This window comes from Streptomyces sp. NPDC047072, from assembly GCF_040643855.1.
Taxonomy (GTDB): domain Bacteria; phylum Actinomycetota; class Actinomycetes; order Streptomycetales; family Streptomycetaceae; genus Streptomyces.
Window position 1 is genome coordinate 1 of the sequence record NZ_JBEYVC010000215.1, and the last position, 17483, is coordinate 17483.

Here is a 17483-nt window from a genome sequence, read left to right on the forward strand (position 1 = left end):
GTCCCGTACGGCGTACGCGGCCGCCACGGCCTCCTCGACCTGGGCGTCGGTCGGCACGCTCACCCTGCCGACGAGACGGCCGTCCCACGGGGAGGTGACGTCGAAGGTGTCCTCGCCGGTGGCCTGGCGGCCGGCGAGCCAGAAGGCGTGGGTGGAAGTCATGGGCCCACGGTAGGGCGACGGGAAGCGGGGCGTATTTGGCCGAAGTGGAGTGGCGGCATCCATACGGGTGCCGAATCGGCCACTCGGTCGGCTACTCGATCGTCGTCGCCTTCGGCTACTCGCTCACCGTGGCCTTCAGCGCGAGCCACAGCTCCATCCGTACGTCCGGGTCGTCCAGGGAGCGTCCGAGGATCTCCTCGACCCGGCGCATCCGGTAGCGGAGGGTGTGCCGGTGCACGCCGAGGTCGGCGGCCGCCGCGTCCCACTGGCCGTGCCGGGAGAGCCAGGCCCGCAGCGAGGCGACCAGGTCACCGCGTCCGGTCGCGTCGTGCTCGTACAGGGGGCGGAGCAGTCCGTCCGCGAACGCCTTCACCGCGTCGTCGGCGAGCAGCGGCAGCACGGACCCGGCGGCCAGCTGCTCGTGCTCGACGTACATCCGCCCGCGCCGCCGGGCCACCGACAGCGCCTGCTCGGCCTGCTTGTACGCGGCCGCCGCGGCGATCGGCCCGACCGGCGCGGACACTCCTACGACCAGTTCGGTCTCGGTGGCCCCCTCCTCGCCGGTGCGCACGGCCTCCAGCGCCACCGCGTACCGGCCGCACGCGGCGAGCGCGGCCCCGCCGTCCGCGGCCAGCACCACCAGCCGCTCCCCCTCGGGCACCACGAGCACGGCCTCCCCGGAACGGGCGGCGGCGGACTCGACGACTTCGGTGAGCGCGTCGAGGGGGTCGGCGTCCGGGTCGGGGGCGGCGGCGAGTGAGTCGGCGGACCGGGTCCGGGCGTCGGTCGCCGAGCGGCCCCGGGGCGGAGCATCGGCGGCGGGCGCGACCCGGTGCGGGACGTCCGCGGCGATCCGTGCGGCCGTCATGGCGGTCGTCTCGGCCACGATCAGCCGGAACGGTGCGTCCAGGAGGCCGCCGTACAGGTCGCCCGCGACCGTGCGGGCGTGTTCCGGTTCGCCGGCGAGCAGCATGCGCAGGACCGCCGCGCCGATCCGCTGCTCGGCGGCGTGCAGGGAGCGGGAGCGTTCGGTGGTGAGGGTGAGCAGGGCGATCGCCGAGTGCACCGCGTACCGCTCCGCCGTGCCGAGCGCCGCGGCCGTGCCCACGGCCAGCGCGGCCCGGGGGCGGCGTCCGGTGCCCAGGGTGTGCAGCTCCACACGGTCGTCGGTCTCGGGGCCGTCCAGTACGGCGGAGGCGGGGGCCGGCCGCTCCCGCAGCCGTTCCACGTCGGCGGTGAGCCGCGCCGCCCGGCGCCCCGCCCACTCCGGCGCGGTGGCGACGACGGCGCCCGAGGCGTCGTAGAGCGCCGCCCAGCCGTCCACCTGGGAGGCGAGCGCGGCGAGCAGCCCCTCGGGCCCGTCGGTCAGCGCCTGTCTGGTCAGCTCGCGCTGCGCCGCGAACCCGGCCGTCACCGCCCGGTACTGGTCGGCCGCGATCGCCGCGGACACGGCCTTGCTGATCGCGAGGAAGGGGGTGCGGCGCGGCACTTCGAGCAGCGGCAGCCCCTCGTCCCGGGCCGCGTCGACGAGCGCCTCGGGGATGTCCTCGTAGTTGACGCCGACCGCGAAGCCCAGCCCGACGACCCCCGCGCCGACCAGCCGCTTCACATACCGCCGCATCGCCGCCGGATCCGCCGCGTCCAGCTTCAGCGCGGTGATCAGCAGCAGTTCGCCGCCCTCCATGTAGGGGACGGGGTCGGCCAGCTCGCTGACATGCGCCCAGCGGACGGGCACGTCCAGGCGGTCCTCGCCCGCCCGCACGGTCAGCTTGAGCGCGGAGTGGTGGACGAGCGAGGCGAGGGTGGGGGGCATGAGGCCTTCAGCGCTTGACCGTCAGAAGCTTCTGGATCTTCTGGACCTTCTGGATCTTTTGGCCGTCACGTATGAACGGCCTGTGTCGATTCTGCCTCACCGTACGGTCGCCCCGTCACATCAGGACCGCAGGTCCACCAGCAGCGGCGGCGCGTGCTCCCCCTGGACCGTGGTCAGCGACAGCACCGCGTGCCCGGCCGGCACCCCGTGCGCCAGTTCGGACGCGGACCACCGCTCCCGCTCGACCTGCCGTACGGTCACCGCCCGCGCGGTCGGCGCCTTGCCGGTGATGATCCTGCGCACGGCGTGCAGGGCCTTTCCGGCCGGGGTCTCCGCGATGATCTGCCGGTCGGTGACGTCCCGCGCCTCCGTCCACTCCTTGCCCCACACCTCGGCGAAGTCCTGCCCGTCCCAGGGCGTCAGCCCCGACAGCGCCATCCGGCATCCGGTGGCCCCGAGCAGCGGACCGCGCAGCGGCCTCGGTACGTCGTCCAGGGTGCGCAGCGTCAGCACGACGCCGGCGTTGCCGGACCGCAGCCGCTGGATGCCCCGTACGGCCTCCGGGGTCACGACCCCCGTGGCGTCGTCGATCACCAGGCAGGCGAAGAGCGACCGGTCCTCCCGTACCGCGACACTCGCCGTGAACTGCGCGAGCACCAGCCGCGCGAGCATCCGCGAGGCGTCGGCGTGGCCGCGCTGGGGCAGGTCGACGCGGACCCGCACCGGGTGGTCGAGCGCCTTGAGCGAGAACGGCCGCGACTGCCCGGACGTGTCGAAGAACCCCGCGAAGGCGGGCCGGTCGAGCAGCGCGATCCGGTCGGCGAGGATGCCGCCGACGTCTCCCGGCTGCCCCATCTGCCGCTCCCGCGCGTCGAGTTCGCGCAGCAGCGAGTCCTGGCCGGTGTCCTGGAGGCCCTTGCGCAGCGCGGCCAGCGGTCCGGGCGCGCCGTCCAGCAGCTGCCGCAGCTCCGGTACGGAGGGGAAACGGCCGTGCACCGCGCGGAACGGCCCGAGGAGCTGGGCGAGCACGGTGGTGGAGCGCCGGGTGTCGCCGCCCTGGTGGGGTTCGGCGAGATCCCCGACGAGCGCCTCCGCGAGCACGGCGGCGGCCTCGTCCGGGTCGGTGGTCCCGCCGTAGAGGTCGAGGTCGTAGACGGATTCCGGATTCCCGATCCGTACGACGACGTCGTACGCGTCGGCGGGGCCGAGCCCGGCGCCGGCCGCGCCGACCACCACGACGGCGGCGCGCCCCGCGAGGGCGTGCAGACACAGCGACTCGGCGAGCGGCCACACGACCGTCCCGGTCTTCCCGGACCCGGCGGGCCCTACGGCCAGCAGCGAGGTCCCTAGCAGCTCGGGTCCCAGCCCCAGTCCGGTCCCCCTATAGGCATACGGATTGCGCACATCATCGACGGTCGTCCCGATCCGCACCTGCCCGGTGAGCAGATCATGCCGAGCAAGCCGCGAGGGCAGATCCCGCGCACCGGACGGATGCAGACAGGCAGCGGCCCCGTCCTTCAGCACGGCCCCGACGAACGTCGCCATACTGTGCCGCCCACTCCGCACCCCCTGCCACGCCCTCGCGATCCGCGCCTGATCGACATCCCGCATGAGCCCAGCCCGCCCTTCGGCAGCAAGCCGCTCAGCAGCATCAACAGCCCCGGCAACCCGAAGCTGCGGCCATTCGGCGGGGTCCTGTTCGGGGGCGGGAGGGCGCTCAGGGGTCGGCCGCCTGCGCGCTGTGACGAAACGTCGCCACAGCTCACTCCATCGGCCGAGCCGCCCCACAGTGATCATGATCGCGAGCGCCACGACGAGATACCAGGCGTAGGCGATGACCACACGCACCAATGAATGGGGATCGGTCCAGGACTCGGGGATCAACAAGTGGAGCGGGAGGAGCCACCAGCCACCGAGATAGCCGTTCCACAGCAGCGACCACACCAGCCACCCCACCAAGAACGCGATCACCGCCCCGCCGAGCAGCTGTCGTGTGGGGATCTCCTCCGGCTCCGTCTCCGCCCGCTTCCTGTGCCCGAACCGCCACACCCCCGGCGCCGCGTCCGGCCGCGGCGTCCGCAGCCACGTCAGAAACGCCGAGCCGTCCGGGAGCGGCGGCACAGACGGGGCCTCCGTGGGCCTCGGCGGCGTGGAGCGTGCCCGTGGCACAGGATTCGCACGCGTCCCCCGAGTGTCCCGCGTCCCGTCGCTGTCCATCGCTCCCGCTTCCTGACCAGCCGTTCCGTCCACCATCAGCCGTCAATCTAACGCGCCCGCAAGGGGAGTTCACCGATTGCGCCCCCGAGCCGTCCCCCCGCCGCGGCGGACGGCTATGTCCACCACGGACAACCCGCCCCGCCGACAACGCCCACATGGAGCATGCCCACCCCCTCTCCCCCGCCCTAGCCTGCGAGAAAGGAGCTGGACGAAGTCCGCGAAACCCCCGCCCGTACCACCCCCACCCCAGGAGCCCCTCATGAGCGATCTTCCGCAGGAGCGCCGCGTCGTCACCGCCATCCCCGGCCCCAAGTCGCAGGAGCTCCAGGCCCGCCGCGTCGCCGCGGTCGCGCAGGGCGTCGGCTCCGTGCTGCCCGTGTTCACCGCGCGCGCGGGCGGCGGGATCATCGAGGACGTCGACGGCAACCGGCTCATCGACTTCGGTTCCGGCATCGCCGTGACCAGCGTCGGCGCCTCCGCCGAGGCCGTCGTCCGCAGGGCGAGCGCGCAGCTCGCCGACTTCACCCACACCTGTTTCATGGTCACCCCGTACGAGGGCTACGTCGCGGTCGCCGAGGCCCTCGCCGAGCTCACCCCGGGCGACCACGCCAAGAAGAGCGCGCTGTTCAACTCCGGCGCCGAGGCCGTCGAGAACGCCGTCAAGATCGCGCGGGCGTACACCAAGCGCCAGGCCGTCGTCGTCTTCGACCACGGCTACCACGGCCGCACCAACCTCACCATGGCGCTGACCGCGAAGAACATGCCGTACAAGCACGGCTTCGGGCCCTTCGCCCCCGAGGTCTACCGCGTCCCCGTCGCCTACGGCTACCGCTGGCCGACCGGCCCCGAGAACGCAGGGCCCGAGGCCGCCGCCCAGGCCATCGACCAGATCACCAAGCAGGTCGGCCCGGAGAACGTCGCCGCGATCATCATCGAGCCGGTGCTCGGCGAGGGCGGCTTCATCGAGCCCGCGAAGGGCTTCCTGCCCGCCCTCAGCGAGTTCGCCAAGGACAACGGCATCGTCTTCGTCGCCGACGAGATCCAGTCCGGCTTCTGCCGTACCGGCCAGTGGTTCGCCTGCGAGGACGAGGGCATCGTCCCGGACCTGATCACCACCGCCAAGGGCATCGCGGGCGGTCTGCCGCTCGCCGCCGTCACCGGGCGCGCGGAGATCATGGACGCGGCGCACGCGGGCGGCCTCGGCGGCACCTACGGCGGCAACCCGGTCGCCTGCGCGGGCGCGCTCGGCTCCATCGAGACGATGAAGGAGCTGGACCTCAACGCGAAGGCGAAGAACATCGAGGCCGTCATGAAGGGCCGCCTCACCGCCATCGCCGAGAAGTACGACGTCATCGGCGACATCCGCGGCCGCGGCGCCATGATCGCCATCGAGCTGGTCAAGGACCGTACGACCAAGGAGCCGAACCCGGAGGCGACCGCCGCGCTCGCCAAGGCCTGCCACCAGGAGGGCCTGCTGGTACTGACCTGTGGCACCTACGGCAACGTGCTGCGCTTCCTGCCGCCGCTGGTCATCGGCGAGGATCTGCTCAACGAGGGCCTCGACATCATCGAGCAGGCCTTCACCCGTATCTGAGGCCACAGGGGGCTCGCGAGTGGATCAACGGCAGCCCGACACAGGAGGCCCACCCGTCCCACCCCCTTTGTCCACAGGGAATTCCGGGGCTGGGGCGACCGGCTGCAGAGCGTGTGAAGAAGGTGTGCGAGGTGGTTGTGAGGATGGGATTCCGCCTGTCGTACCCCGCCGCGCTGCCGTAGGTTCTACCCAGATGAGAGATACACCCCGCCCACAGGGGACTGTGGGCGACTCCAGGCCGGGGCCTCCCCAGCTTCGACCTGGTCGTGCCCTCGCGCACACAACTGGAGCCTCCGGCTCCGGATCTCCTCACCGATCGGACAGTCGCCCGCCCCAAACCCCCCGGGGCGGCCGACCATCCGATCCGATCGGCCTCCCCGGAACCACCCCCCCTGTTCCGGGGAGGCCGGCCTTCCTCCTTCTTCTGCTCGCCGTTCCGGCCCTCCTCTTCGCCCTGATCACCTGGCAGGTCGTCGAGGACGGGCCGCTTCTGCGTGTCGACGAACGGGTCAGCGCGGCCCTGGTCCACCCGGACCGCATCGGGGGCGGCCTCTCCGACCTGGGCAATATCGAGGTGGCCGTACCGGTCCTGGTGCTGGCTCTCGCCTACGTGACCTGGCGTCATCGCCGTACCGGTACAGACCGCTGGTGGCTCCCGGCCTGCTCGGCGGCCCTCCTCATGGCCCTGGTCCCGGCGATCGTGGTCCCCCTGAAGATCTGGACCGACCGCCCCGGCACCCCCGTGGTCCCCCCGTCGACCGGCTACTTCCCCTCCGGCCACACGGCCACGGCGGCCATCGCCTACGGCGCCGCGACCCTGCTCCTGCACCCCGTCCTGCCCACCCCCCGACTCCGCCGCGCGCTCGTCCTCCTCTACGCCCTCCTCGTCCTGGGCGTCTCCTACGGCCTGATCCGCCGCGGCTACCACTGGCCCCTGGACGTCGCGGCCAGCTGGTGCCTCTGCGCGATCCTGCTACCGACCTGGTGGCTCATCATGAACCGACTCGCCGACAGCCGACCCACGAACTCCCCGTGAGGATCTGGACGGAGCAGCCCGCCGAAGCGGACGTCGAGGCTGTCGTGCGCCGCTACTTCGGCCTGCTCCGGGCCGGGAGGGTCTCTGAGGCCGAACAGCTCATCGATCACCACCCGGTCCGTCATGTACTCAAGTCGCTGTGGGCCGGGTACGTCGAGGCGAGCAGAGGCTCTGGTGCCGACGAGTGGGAGCGGGATCTGTCCTGGCTCGGCGAACTGGATCTCGCGGAGTTCCGCTGGGGCGACACCGGCAGCCATGTCTACGTCGGGATCACCTGCCGCGCGCGGCCGATCGAGGTGGCGTTGGGCTTCTGGGTCAAGCCCGTCGAGGCCGGCTGGGTCCTCGCGGGACCGAGCACCCTCTGGTAGGACACACGAAAGCACCCCTCCGTTCCGGACCAGGTCCGCGTCGGCCGCACGGGCGGCCGACGAGAGCGCGGTGAGACCGTCAGGTCAGCCGTCCCCCTCCTCTATGGCCAGCCCGGCCGCCGCCTCGTGCATCGCCAGTTCCAGCAGCGCCGGGTCGGTGAGGGTGCCGGAGCCGTCCGGCGGCACCAGCCAGCGCACCCCTCCCCCGGCCACCCGGCCCGGGTACGGCACGACGATCCAGGTGCCGGCCCCCGCCGTACGGATACCGGTGCCCAGCCAGCGGGCCGCGGTGCCCGGCGGCACGAAGAACCCCATGCGCGCGTCGCCGAAGTCGACGAGCACCGGTCCCGGCCGGTCGAGGATGCGGGTGAGGACGTCGAGCGTCGGATAGCCGAGTTCGCCCGGCAGGATCAGGACGTCCCAGACCTTGCCGGCGGGCAGCAGCGTGACCCCCATGGGGTTGCGCTCCCACTCCCAGCGGCAGGCCTCGGGGTCCGGTGCGACGGATGCCAGCCACTCGACCGCCGTCTTCGCCCCAGTCATGGGAAGACCTCCTTCTCTCTCGTGGACGCTTGTCGCGTCACGAGGGAGAAGGAGGTCGACCGGCAAGCATTACGCGGGTTCTGACCATCCGTTGGAGTGAATCAGATCACATACGATCATTTCAGCTGTCGAATCCGAGACCGAGTCTGTCCATGGTCCGCAGCCACAGATTGCGCCGCCCCCCGTGCGAGTCCGCGCGCGCCAGCGACCACTTGGTGAGGGCGATGCCGGTCCACTTGAACGGCTCCGGCGGGAACGGCAGCGGCTTCTTGCGGACCATCTCCAGCCGCGTCCGCTCCGTGTCGTCCCCCGCCAGCAGGTCCAGCATCACGTCCGCGCCGAACCGGGTCGCGCCCACGCCGAGGCCGGTGTAGCCCGCCGCGTACGCCACCCTGCCCCGGTGCGCGGTGCCGTAGAAGGCGGAGAAGCGCGAGCAGGTGTCGATCGCGCCGCCCCACGCGTGCGTGAAGCGCACCCCCTCCAGCTGCGGAAAGCAGGTGAAGAAGTGCCCGGCGAGCTTGGCGTACGTCTCCGGCCGGTCGTCGTACTCGGCCCGCACCTGACCGCCATAGGGGTAGATCGCGTCGTAACCGCCCCACAGGATGCGGTTGTCGGCGGAGAGCCGGAAGTAGTGGAACTGGTTCGCCGAGTCGCCGAGCCCCTGCCGGTTCCTCCAGCCGATCGAGGCGAGCTGTCCGTCGCTGAGCGGCTCGGTCATCAGCGCGTAGTCGTAGACCGGGACGGTGTACGCCCGGACCCGCTTGACCAGACTGGGGAAGATGTTGGTGCCGAGCGCGACCTTGCGGGCGCGGACCGAGCCGTAGGGGGTGCGTACGGCCATGCCGGCGCCGTATGTCCGAAGGTCCAGGGCGGGGGTGTGCTCGTAGACGCGGACGCCGAGCCTCAGGCACGCCCGCTTCAGGCCCCAGACGAGCTTGGCGGGGTGGAGCATGGCCACGCCCCGCCGGTCGTGGAGGCCGGCCCGGAAGGTCGGTGAGTCGACCTGCTCCCGCACGGCGTCCGCGTCGAGGTACTCGATGCCGTCGGCGAGGCCCTTCCTCTCCAACTCCTCGTACCAGTCCTTCAGTTCCCGGGCCTGGTACGTCTCCGTCGCCACGTCGATCTCGCCGGTGCGCTCGAAGTCGCAGTCCAGGTCGTGCCGGGCGACCGCCTTCTCGATCTCGTCGAGGTTGCGGGCGCCCAGCTCCTGGAGCCGGTGGATCTCGTCCGGCCAGCGGGTCAGCCCGTTGGGCAGACCGTGGGTGAGGGAGGCGGCGCAGAAGCCGCCGTTGCGGCCCGAGGCGGCCCAGCCCACCTCGCGGCCTTCCAGCAGGACGACATCCCGCCGCGGGTCGCGCTCCTTGGCGTTGAGCGCGGTCCACAGTCCGCTGTACCCGCCGCCGACGACCAGCAGGTCGCAGGTCTCGGCGCCGGTGAGCGCGGGCTCGGGGTGGGGCTTGCCGGGGTCTTCCAGCCAGTAGGGCACCGGCTGTGCTTCGGAAAGAGACTTTGTCCAACGGCTCATGGCGCTTGGGGCCATGATTTCAACTCCCTACGGAAGGTGCGCGAAAAGCTTTATGCCTTTTGCTTGTTACGACGGTTGCTGATGACCATGGAGGCCAGTACCAGCAGGACGGCGACCAGGAACATCGCCGTACCGATGACATTGATCTGAACGGGCGTACCGCGCTGTGCCGAGCCCCAGACGAACATGGGGAAGGTGACGGTCGAGCCCGCGTTGAAATTGGTGATGATGAAATCGTCGAAGGAGAGCGCGAAGGCGAGCAGCGCGCCCGCGGCGATTCCGGGGGCGGCGATCGGCAGGGTGACCCTGATGAAGGTCTGGAAGGGACCGGCGTAGAGGTCCTGCGCGGCCTGCTCCAGGCGCGGGTCCATCGACATCACGCGCGCCTTGACCGCCGTCACGACGAAGCTGAGGCAGAACATGATGTGCGCGATGAGGATCGTCCAGAAACCCAACTGAGCGCCCATGTTGAGGAACAGGGTGAGCAGCGAGGCGGCCATGACGACCTCGGGCATCGCCATGGGCAGGAAGATCAGCGAGTTCACGGCGCCCCGCGCGCGGAAGCGGTAGCGGACCAGCGCGAAGGCGATCGCCGTGCCGAGGACGGTCGCGCCGATCGTCGCCCAGAAGGCGATCTGGAGGCTGATGGACAGCGAGCCGCACATGTCGGCGACGCCGCACGGATCCGTCCAGGCGGCCGTGGAGAAGTGCTGCCACTCGTAGTTGAAGCGCCCCTTCGGTTTATTGAAGGAGAACACCGTGACGACGACGTTCGGCAGCAGCAGATATCCGAGCGTCAGAAGTCCCGCGATGACGACGAGTTTGCGCTTGAGCCAGTTGACGAGGGCCATTTAGACCAGATCCTCCGTCCCCGACCTGCGGATGTAGAAGGTGACCATGACGAGGATCGCGGCCATGAGGATGAACGAAAGGGCGGCGGCCGTCGGGTAGTCGAGAATTCTCAGGAACTGCGTCTGGATGACGTTTCCGACCATGCGGGTGTCGGTGGAGCCGAGCAGGTCCGCATTGACGTAGTCGCCGGCCGCCGGGATGAAGGTCAGCAGCGTCCCGGAGACCACGCCCGGCATGGAGAGCGGGAAGGTGACCTTGCGGAAGGTGACCCACGGCTTGGCGTACAGGTCGCCGGCCGCTTCGTGCAGCCGTCCGTCGATGCGCTCAAGCGAGGTGTAGAGCGGCAGGATCATGAACGGCAGGAAGTTGTACGTCAGTCCGCAGACCACGGCGAGCGGTGTGGCCAGCACCCGGTCGCCGGAGGTCCAGCCGAGCCAGTTGGTGACGTCCAGGACGTGCAGTGTGTTGAGGGCGCCGACGACCGGGCCGCCGTCCGCGAGGATCGTCTTCCAGGCGAGGGTGCGGATCAGGAAGCTGGTGAAGAAGGGCGCGATCACCAGGATCATGATCAGGTTCCGCCAGCGTCCGGCGCGGAAGGCGATCAGGTACGCGAGCGGATATCCCAGCACCAGGCAGAGAATCGTTGCTGCACCGGCGTACAGGATCGAGCGCACGAACTGCGGCCAGTACTCGGACAGCGCGTCCCAGTAGGTCGCGAAGTGCCAGGTGACCTTGTAGCCCTCCTCCAGGGAGCCCGTCTGCACGGACGTGGAGGCCTGGTAGATCATCGGCAGCGCGAAGAAGACCAGCAGCCAGAGGATGCCGGGCAGCAGCAGCCAGTACGGCGTGAAGCGGCCCCTCTTGCGCGGGGGCTTCTTCTCGGGCGCGGTGGGCGCGAGGGGTGGGGGCGCCTCGGTGAGGGTCGCCATCAGACCGTCTCCTCCTCGGCGACACCGGCGTCGATGTCCTGGGCCGCGTCGAGGCCGAAGGTGTGCGCCGGGTTCCAGTGCAGGACGACGTCGGCGCCGGGCACCAGCCGGGCGTCCCGGTCGATGTTCTGGGCGTAGACCTCGAACTCCGGGCAGACCGGGCTGTCGATGACGTACTGCGTGGAGACCCCGATGAAGGAGGAGTCGGCGATCTTCCCGGTGATCCGGTTGCGGCCCGCGGGGATCTCGCCGGCCTCGTCGGCGTGGGTGAGGGAGATCTTCTCGGGGCGTACGCCGACCAGGACCTTGCCGCCGGTCGTCGTGGGCGCGGAACAACGTGCCTCGGGCAGCACCAGCTTGCCGCCGCCCGCCTTGAGGACGATGTCGTCGCCGCTCTTGGAGTCGACCTCGGCCTCGATGAGGTTGGAGGTGCCGAGGAAGTTGGCGACGAAGGTGGTGTTGGGGTTCTCGTAGAGGTCGGTGGGCGAGCCGAGCTGCTCGACCCGGCCCGCGTTCATCACGGCGACCGTGTCGGCCATGGTCATGGCCTCCTCCTGGTCGTGCGTGACGTGGATGAAGGTGATGCCGACCTCGGTCTGGATGCGCTTGAGCTCCAGCTGCATCTGGCGGCGCAGCTTGAGGTCGAGGGCGCCGAGGGGCTCGTCGAGGAGAAGCACCTTGGGCGTGTTGATCAGCGCCCGCGCCACGGCCACCCGCTGCTGCTGGCCGCCGGAGAGCTGGTGCGGCTTCTTACGGGCCTGCTCGCCGAGCTGGACGAGTTCCAGCATCTCCTCGACCTGCTTCTTCACCGACTTGATGCCGCGCCGGCGCAGACCGAAGGCGACGTTCTCGAAGATGTCGAGGTGCGGGAAGAGGGCGTAGGACTGGAAGACGGTGTTCACCGGCCGCTTGTAGGGCGGCAGCCGGGTGACCTCCTGGTCGCCGAGGTGCACGGTGCCCGTGGTGGGCTCCTCCAGACCGGCGATCATGCGCAGGGTGGTCGTCTTGCCGCAGCCGGAGGCACCGAGCAGGGCGAAGAAGGAACCCTGGGGCACGGTCAGGTCCAGCGGCTGTACGGCCGTGAAGCCGTTGTCGTACGTCTTGCTGATGCCCGAGAGACGGACGTCCCCGCCGGCTTCGTTCTTGTTCGTCACGGTGGTCACGCCCCAGTCAGCTTCGCGAACTTCTCTTCAAAGGCCGTCTCTTCCTTCGAGCTCAGGGAGCGGAAGGCGTGCGACTTCGCGGCCATGGCCTTGTCGGGGATGATCAGCGGGTTGTTCGCCGCATCCGGGTCGAGCTTCTCCAGCTCGGGCTTCACACCGTCGACGGGAGAGACGTAGTTGATGTACGCGGCGAGTTCGGCGGCCGGCTTCGGCTCGTAGTAGAAGTCGATGAGCCGCTCGGCGTTCGTCTTGTGGCGCGCCTTGTTGGGGATCAGCATGTTGTCGGTCGACGTCATGTACCCGCTGTCCGGGATCAGGAAGTCGATGTCCGGACTGTCCGCCTTCAGCTGTACGACGTCTCCGGCCCAGGCGATACAGGCGGCGAAGTCGCCGCTGGTCAGGTCGGAGGTGTAGTCGTTGCCGGTGAAGCGGCGGATCTGGCCCTTGTCGACGGCCTTCTGCATCCGGGCGATCGCCGCGTCGAAGTCGTCGGCGGTGAAGTTCGCCGGGTCCTTGCCCATGTCCAGCAGGGTCATGCCCACGCTGTCGCGCATCTCGGACAGGAAGCCGACGCGCCCCTTGAGCTTGGGGTTGTCGAGCAGGTCGGAGAGCGACTTCACCTCGACGCCGTCGAGCGCCTTCTTGTTGTAGGCGATGACGGTCGAGATGCCCTGCCACACATAGGAGTACGCCCGTCCCGGGTCCCAGTCGGGGTCGCGGAACTGCGCGGACAGATTGGTGTACGCGTGGGGCAGATTGGAAGCGTCCAGTTTCTGGACCCACCCGAGGCGGATCAGCCGGGCGGCGAGCCAGTCGGTGAGGACGATGATGTCGCGCCCGGTGTCCTGGCCGGCCGCGAGCTGCGGCTTGATCTTCCCGAAGAACTCGACGTTGTCGTTGATGTCCTCGGTGTACTTGACCGTGATGCCGGTCTGCTTCTTGAACTGGTCGAGCGTGGGGTGGTGCTTCTCGCTCTCGTCCACGTCGATGTACTCGGTCCAGTTGGAGAAGTTGACGACCTTCTCCTTGGCCGAGTGGTCGTCCGCGGAGACACCGCCCTGGGTGGTGCCGGCCGCGGGGATGCCGCAGGCGCTCAGCGTGCCGAGGCCGCCGACCGCGAGCGCGCCGCCCGCGGAGGCGCGCAACAGGGACCGCCGTGTCAGGGCGGCCCGGCCGTTCTTGAAGCTGCGCCGCATGGCGGCCACTTGGGCCGGTGACAGGCGGTCGGGCTCGTACTGCTCCATGCGCTGGTGCCCTTTCGGGAAAGTGGGCGGCCGCGGGTCGGACGGCCTGGACAACGGCTATCGGTCCCCGAAGATCGTGCGGTGCCAGTCCTTCGCGGCGACCGCGGTGTTGTCGAACATGACGTGCTTGATCTGCGTGTACTCCTCGAACGAGTACGAGGACATGTCCTTGCCGAAGCCGGACGCCTGATATCCGCCGTGGGGCATCTCGCTGATGATCGGAATGTGGTCGTTGACCCACACGCACCCGGCCTTGATCTCGCGCGTCGCCCGGTTCGCCCGGTAGACGTCCCGGCTCCAGGCGGAGGCGGCGAGCCCGTAGGGGGTGTCGTTGGCGAGCCGGATGCCCTCGTCGTCGGTGTCGAAGGGCAGGACGACGAGGACCGGTCCGAAGATCTCGGACTGGACGATCTCGCTGTCCTGGGCGGCGTCGGCGACGAGCGTGGGGCGGTAGTACGCCCCCTTGGCCAGCTCCCCGCCGGGCGCCTCGCCGCCGGTCACCACGCGCGCGTAGCCGCGCGCACGGTCGACGAACCCGGCGACCCGGTCCCGCTGGAGGTGCGAGATCAGCGGACCGATGTCGGTACCGGCGGTGAACGGGTCGCCGAGCCGGACGGTCTCCATGAGGGCGGCGGTGCGCTCCACGAAGGCCTCGTACAGGGGCCGTTGCACGTACGCGCGCGTGGCGGCCGTGCAGTCCTGCCCGGTGTTGATGAGCGCCCCGGCGACGGCCCCGTGGACCGCGGCCTCCAGGTCGGCGTCGTCGAAGACGAGGAAGGGCGCCTTGCCGCCGAGCTCCAGATGGAGCCGCTTGACGGTGGCGGTGGCGATCTCGGCGACCCGCTTGCCGACGGCCGTGGACCCGGTGAACGAGGTCATGGCCACGTCGGGGTGCCCGACGAGGTGCTCGCCCGCCTCTTTCCCGGTCCCGGTGACGATGTTGACGACACCGTCGGGAATCCCGGCGTCGGTGGCGGCCTGGGCGAAGAGCAGCGAGGTGAGCGGGGTGATCTCGGCGGGCTTGAGCACGATGGTGTTGCCCGCCGCGATCGCCGGGAGGATCTTCCAGGCGGCCATCTGGAGCGGGTAGTTCCAGGGCGCGATCGACCCCACGACGCCGATCGGCTCCCGCCTGATGTACGACGTGTGGTCACCGGAGTACTCCCCGGCGGACTGCCCCTGGAGATGCCGGGCGGCACCGGCGAAGAAGGACGTGTTGTCGATGGTCCCGGGGACGTCGAACTCGCGGGTCAGCTTCAGCGGCTTCCCGCACTGGAGCGACTCGGCGCGGGCGAAGTCCTCGGCCCGCTCGGCGAGCACGGCGGCGAACCGGTGCAGGGCGTCGGAGCGCTCGCCGGGCGTGGCGGCCGCCCAGCCGGGAAAGGCCGCCCGCGCGGCGGCGACGGCGGCGTCCACGTCTGCCGTACCGGCCAGCTCGTAGGTGAACACCTCCTCCCCGCTCGCCGGATCGACGACGGCGTGCGTCCGACCGGAGGTGCCCTTGGTCAGGCGCCCCCCGATGAACTGCGCCCCTTCGGCGAACCGCTCGTGGGCCGGGAACCGTTCCGGGGTGGCATTGCCCGGGTTGTGCATGTCGCTCTCCTCCGCCGTGACCCCTCGGCTCCCGAGGGCGGGTGGCGTAGCTCCAGCTCGATTTGAGTGCCGATCCTGACAGAGCAATGGCACTCCTACAAGTGATTCCGTTGTTGCCTTTCGGTTACGCGACGGAATCTGTCGACCAGGTGTCGAGCCGTCCACGTAAAGGGAGGACGGAGTGTCAGTGGTGGCTGCCAGACTCGCGTGCATGGAGAGGCTCACGGGGAAGATCGACTCACAGGATGCCCTGGTCAGGGCGGTCCGCTCGGGTCAGCGCGTCAAGTATCTGCACTTCTGGGGACACCGCCCGCGGCCGGACGGCCGAGTGGGCGCGAGCTGTCTGAGCCAGTGGTGGCCGTCACCGTTCGTGGTGGCGGGAGTGTCCTATGCGACCGCCGAGCACTGGATGATGGCGGGCAAGGCGAGGCTTTTCGAAGATCGGGAGGCCGAACGCCGGGTCCTGGAGGCGAAGAGCCCCGCCCAGGCGAAGAAGATGGGCCGCCTGGTGCGGGGCTTCGACGAGACGACCTGGCGGCGCGAGCGCTTCGCCATAGTGGTCGAGGGCAGTGTCCAGAAGTTCGCGGCCCACCCCGACCTGCGTGAGTTCCTGCTCGACACCAAGGACCGTGTCCTGGTGGAGGCGAGCCCAGTGGACCGGGTGTGGGGCATCGGCCTCGCCGCGGACGACGAGGCCGCACAGCACCCGGAGCGCTGGCGGGGCCCGAACCTGCTCGGCTTCGCGCTGATGGAGGCGAGAGAGCGGCTCCGGGCCGGCTGATCAGCGCGCCTGGGACACCGAGACGGCGTGCAGGGAGCCGTCGTAGTAGTAGTCCGAGTCGGAGTCGTCCTCGCTGTTGATGGCGGTGACGATGACGACGATCATGAAGATCATCACGGCCAGCCCGAGGATCGTGCCGATGATCCCCGTGATGAACCCGGCCTGCGCCTGTCCGTGGTTGGTGGCCTCGCCGCGCTCGGCCCGCTTGCGGCCCTTGACGCCGAGCACGATGGCGATGATGCCGAGCACGATCGACAGCACGCCGTACATGCAGAACATCACGCAGGACAGGATGCCGAGCACCATCGCGGCGACGCCCATGCCGTTCTGCGGCGGCATCGGGACCGGGCCGCCCCAGCCGTAGCCCTGGGGGTAGCCGGGGTAGCCGTACCCTCCGGGGGCGGGCGGTGGGGGCGGGACGGAGCCTGCGGGGCCGGGGCCGGGTGCGCCAGGGGTACCGAGTGCGGGGTAGCCGTATCCGGGAGGGGGAGGAGGGGTGGGAGCGGAACCGGGGGCGCCGAAGCCTTCGGCGGGCGGCGAGGTGAGGGTGCCCTGGTCGTGCACGGAGGGCTGTCCGGCGCTCGCGTCGGCGCCGGGTGACGCGGACTTCTCCAGCGAGGGCCCGCTCTCGGGTGCGGCCCAGGGATCGCGGGATTCCCCACCTGGTTGCGGCGTTGCGTCTGCCATGTCCACGTCCCCCTAGATCGTTCGTCCGGTCATGTTACCTGCGGGTGCTGGCGGGTGCTTACGCCCGGGCTGACGGTGCATAGGAGTGCAGGCCACCGCAACCCACCCAGGGGCGCGGGGAACTGCGCGACCAGCCCCCACCGGCCCGCACCCGTCCAAGCACCGCAAGCCCCGCATAAGATGACCGCACCGATCAGCCGATCACCTCGGGGAGCCCCCCATGACCGACCCGCACGCCTTCATCGCCGGACTCCCGAAAGCCGAGCTGCACGTTCATCACGTCGGCTCCGCCTCCCCCCGCATCGTCTCCGAACTGGCCGCCCGCCACCCCGACTCCAAGGTCCCCACCGACCCGGAGGCCCTGGCGGACTACTTCACGTTCACGGACTTCGCGCACTTCATCGACGTGTATCTGTCCGTCGTCGACCTGATCCGCGCCCCGGAGGACGTCCGCCTCCTCACCTACGAGGTCGCCAGGGACCTCGCCCGCCAGCAGGTCCGCTACGCCGAGCTGACCATCACACCGTTCTCCTCCACCCGCCGTGGTATCGACGAAGCCGCGTTCATGGAGGCGATCGAGGACGCCCGCAAGGCGGCGGAGTCGGAGTTCGGCACCGTCCTGCGCTGGTGCTTCGACATCCCCGGCGAGGCCGGCCTGGAGGCCGCCGAGGAGACCGCACGCCTCGCCACCGACGACCGCCTCCGCCCGGAGGGCCTCGTGTCGTTCGGGCTCGGCGGCCCCGAGATCGGCGTACCGCGCCCGCAGTTCAAGCCGTACTTCGACCGGGCGATCGCGGCCGGTCTGCACTCCGTGCCGCACGCCGGCGAGACGACGGGCCCGGAGACGGTGTGGGACGCCCTCACGCACCTGCGCGCCGAGCGCATCGGCCACGGCACGAACTCCTTCCGGGACCCGAAGCTGCTCACGCATCTCGCGGAGGCGCGCATCCCGCTGGAGGTGTGCCCGACGTCCAAC

Annotated in this window: 15 protein-coding genes and 1 pseudogene; 5 read left to right on the forward strand and 11 right to left on the reverse strand. The window is 70.3% G+C overall.

Annotated features, from left to right (window positions below; all coding sequences use genetic code 11):
• The 3 genes and pseudogenes from ABZ896_RS46935 to ABZ896_RS46945 all read right to left on the reverse strand — a co-directional run.
• A pseudogene (locus ABZ896_RS46935) lies at positions 1-162 on the reverse strand (aldehyde dehydrogenase); the annotation flags it as partial.
• Between the two features lie 115 nt (positions 163-277).
• The gene (locus ABZ896_RS46940; protein ID WP_360943537.1) at positions 278-1975 is read right to left on the reverse strand and encodes a PucR family transcriptional regulator; all 1698 of its coding nucleotides are present in this window, start codon (positions 1973-1975) and stop codon (positions 278-280) included.
• Between the two features lie 120 nt (positions 1976-2095).
• A complete protein-coding gene (locus ABZ896_RS46945; RefSeq protein WP_360943540.1) occupies positions 2096-4192 on the reverse strand; it encodes an ATP-binding protein in 2097 nt (698 codons plus the stop codon).
• A gap of 259 nt (positions 4193-4451) precedes the next feature.
• Here ABZ896_RS46945 and gabT point away from each other — a divergent pair, with 259 nt between their 5' ends.
• The 3 genes from gabT to ABZ896_RS46960 all read left to right on the forward strand — a co-directional run bounded on the left by gabT (position 4452) and on the right by ABZ896_RS46960 (position 7190).
• The gene (gabT, locus tag ABZ896_RS46950) at positions 4452-5786 is read left to right on the forward strand and encodes a 4-aminobutyrate--2-oxoglutarate transaminase (protein WP_360943543.1); all 1335 of its coding nucleotides are present in this window, start codon (positions 4452-4454) and stop codon (positions 5784-5786) included.
• Positions 5787-5979: 193 nt separating this feature from the next.
• A complete protein-coding gene (locus ABZ896_RS46955) occupies positions 5980-6822 on the forward strand; it encodes a phosphatase PAP2 family protein (protein WP_360943546.1) in 843 nt (280 codons plus the stop codon).
• Positions 6819-7190 carry a hypothetical protein gene (locus ABZ896_RS46960; protein ID WP_360943549.1) on the forward strand — a complete coding sequence of 124 codons (372 nt, stop codon included), beginning with the start codon at positions 6819-6821 and terminating at the stop codon, positions 7188-7190. The genes ABZ896_RS46955 and ABZ896_RS46960 overlap by 4 nt, the downstream gene beginning before the upstream one ends.
• Positions 7191-7274: 84 nt before the next feature.
• Here the strand turns inward: ABZ896_RS46960 and ABZ896_RS46965 are convergent, their stop codons facing one another.
• The 7 genes from ABZ896_RS46965 to ABZ896_RS46995 all read right to left on the reverse strand — a co-directional run bounded on the left by ABZ896_RS46965 (position 7275) and on the right by ABZ896_RS46995 (position 15039).
• Positions 7275-7733 (reverse strand): hypothetical protein, encoded by a 459-nt coding sequence (locus tag ABZ896_RS46965; RefSeq protein ID WP_360943552.1) that lies wholly within the window; start codon positions 7731-7733, stop codon positions 7275-7277.
• Between the two features lie 121 nt (positions 7734-7854).
• On the reverse strand, positions 7855-9273 hold the full coding sequence (locus tag ABZ896_RS46970; protein ID WP_360943555.1) for an FAD-dependent oxidoreductase: 1419 nt from the start codon (positions 9271-9273) through the stop codon (positions 7855-7857).
• Positions 9274-9308: 35 nt separating this feature from the next.
• Positions 9309-10109: an ABC transporter permease gene (locus tag ABZ896_RS46975; RefSeq protein ID WP_360943558.1), complete on the reverse strand. Its 801-nt coding sequence runs from the start codon at positions 10107-10109 to the stop codon at positions 9309-9311.
• The gene (locus tag ABZ896_RS46980) at positions 10110-11039 is read right to left on the reverse strand and encodes an ABC transporter permease (protein ID WP_360943561.1); all 930 of its coding nucleotides are present in this window, start codon (positions 11037-11039) and stop codon (positions 10110-10112) included.
• Entirely contained in the window at positions 11039-12202 is a 1164-nt protein-coding gene (locus ABZ896_RS46985) for an ABC transporter ATP-binding protein (protein ID WP_360943564.1), read from the reverse strand. The genes ABZ896_RS46980 and ABZ896_RS46985 overlap by 1 nt, the downstream gene beginning before the upstream one ends.
• Entirely contained in the window at positions 12199-13446 is a 1248-nt protein-coding gene (locus ABZ896_RS46990; RefSeq protein WP_360943567.1) for a spermidine/putrescine ABC transporter substrate-binding protein, read from the reverse strand. Before ABZ896_RS46990 ends, ABZ896_RS46985 begins: the two co-directional genes overlap by 4 nt.
• 57 nt (positions 13447-13503) lie before the next feature.
• Positions 13504-15039, reverse strand: coding sequence for a gamma-aminobutyraldehyde dehydrogenase (locus ABZ896_RS46995; protein ID WP_360943570.1), 1536 nt, complete (start codon positions 15037-15039; stop codon positions 13504-13506).
• Between the two features lie 211 nt (positions 15040-15250).
• On the opposite strand from ABZ896_RS46995, the gene ABZ896_RS47000 reads away from it, so the two are divergent.
• Positions 15251-15820 carry an NADAR family protein gene (locus ABZ896_RS47000; protein ID WP_360943573.1) on the forward strand — a complete coding sequence of 190 codons (570 nt, stop codon included), beginning with the start codon at positions 15251-15253 and terminating at the stop codon, positions 15818-15820.
• Here the strand turns inward: ABZ896_RS47000 and ABZ896_RS47005 are convergent, their stop codons facing one another.
• Positions 15821-16507: a DUF4190 domain-containing protein gene (locus ABZ896_RS47005; protein ID WP_360943576.1), complete on the reverse strand. Its 687-nt coding sequence runs from the start codon at positions 16505-16507 to the stop codon at positions 15821-15823.
• 220 nt (positions 16508-16727) lie between these two features.
• Here ABZ896_RS47005 and ABZ896_RS47010 point away from each other — a divergent pair.
• A partial coding sequence (locus ABZ896_RS47010; RefSeq protein ID WP_360943579.1) for an adenosine deaminase family protein occupies positions 16728-17483 on the forward strand: 756 nt, incomplete at its 3' end.

Coding starts and splice junctions, on each gene's coding strand:
- ABZ896_RS46940 (WP_360943537.1), bottom strand. CDS start 1,975: ATGCCCCCCACCCTCGCCTCGCTCGTCCACCACTCCGCGCTCAAGCTG.
- ABZ896_RS46945 (WP_360943540.1), bottom strand. CDS start 4,192: ATGGACAGCGACGGGACGCGGGACACTCGGGGGACGCGTGCGAATCCT.
- gabT (WP_360943543.1), top strand. CDS start 4,452: ATGAGCGATCTTCCGCAGGAGCGCCGCGTCGTCACCGCCATCCCCGGC.
- ABZ896_RS46955 (WP_360943546.1), top strand. CDS start 5,980: ATGAGAGATACACCCCGCCCACAGGGGACTGTGGGCGACTCCAGGCCG.
- ABZ896_RS46965 (WP_360943552.1), bottom strand. CDS start 7,733: ATGACTGGGGCGAAGACGGCGGTCGAGTGGCTGGCATCCGTCGCACCG.
- ABZ896_RS46970 (WP_360943555.1), bottom strand. CDS start 9,273: ATGGCCCCAAGCGCCATGAGCCGTTGGACAAAGTCTCTTTCCGAAGCA.
- ABZ896_RS46975 (WP_360943558.1), bottom strand. CDS start 10,109: ATGGCCCTCGTCAACTGGCTCAAGCGCAAACTCGTCGTCATCGCGGGA.
- ABZ896_RS46980 (WP_360943561.1), bottom strand. CDS start 11,039: ATGGCGACCCTCACCGAGGCGCCCCCACCCCTCGCGCCCACCGCGCCC.
- ABZ896_RS46990 (WP_360943567.1), bottom strand. CDS start 13,446: ATGGAGCAGTACGAGCCCGACCGCCTGTCACCGGCCCAAGTGGCCGCC.
- ABZ896_RS46995 (WP_360943570.1), bottom strand. CDS start 15,039: ATGCACAACCCGGGCAATGCCACCCCGGAACGGTTCCCGGCCCACGAG.
- ABZ896_RS47000 (WP_360943573.1), top strand. CDS start 15,251: ATGGAGAGGCTCACGGGGAAGATCGACTCACAGGATGCCCTGGTCAGG.
- ABZ896_RS47005 (WP_360943576.1), bottom strand. CDS start 16,507: ATGGCAGACGCAACGCCGCAACCAGGTGGGGAATCCCGCGATCCCTGG.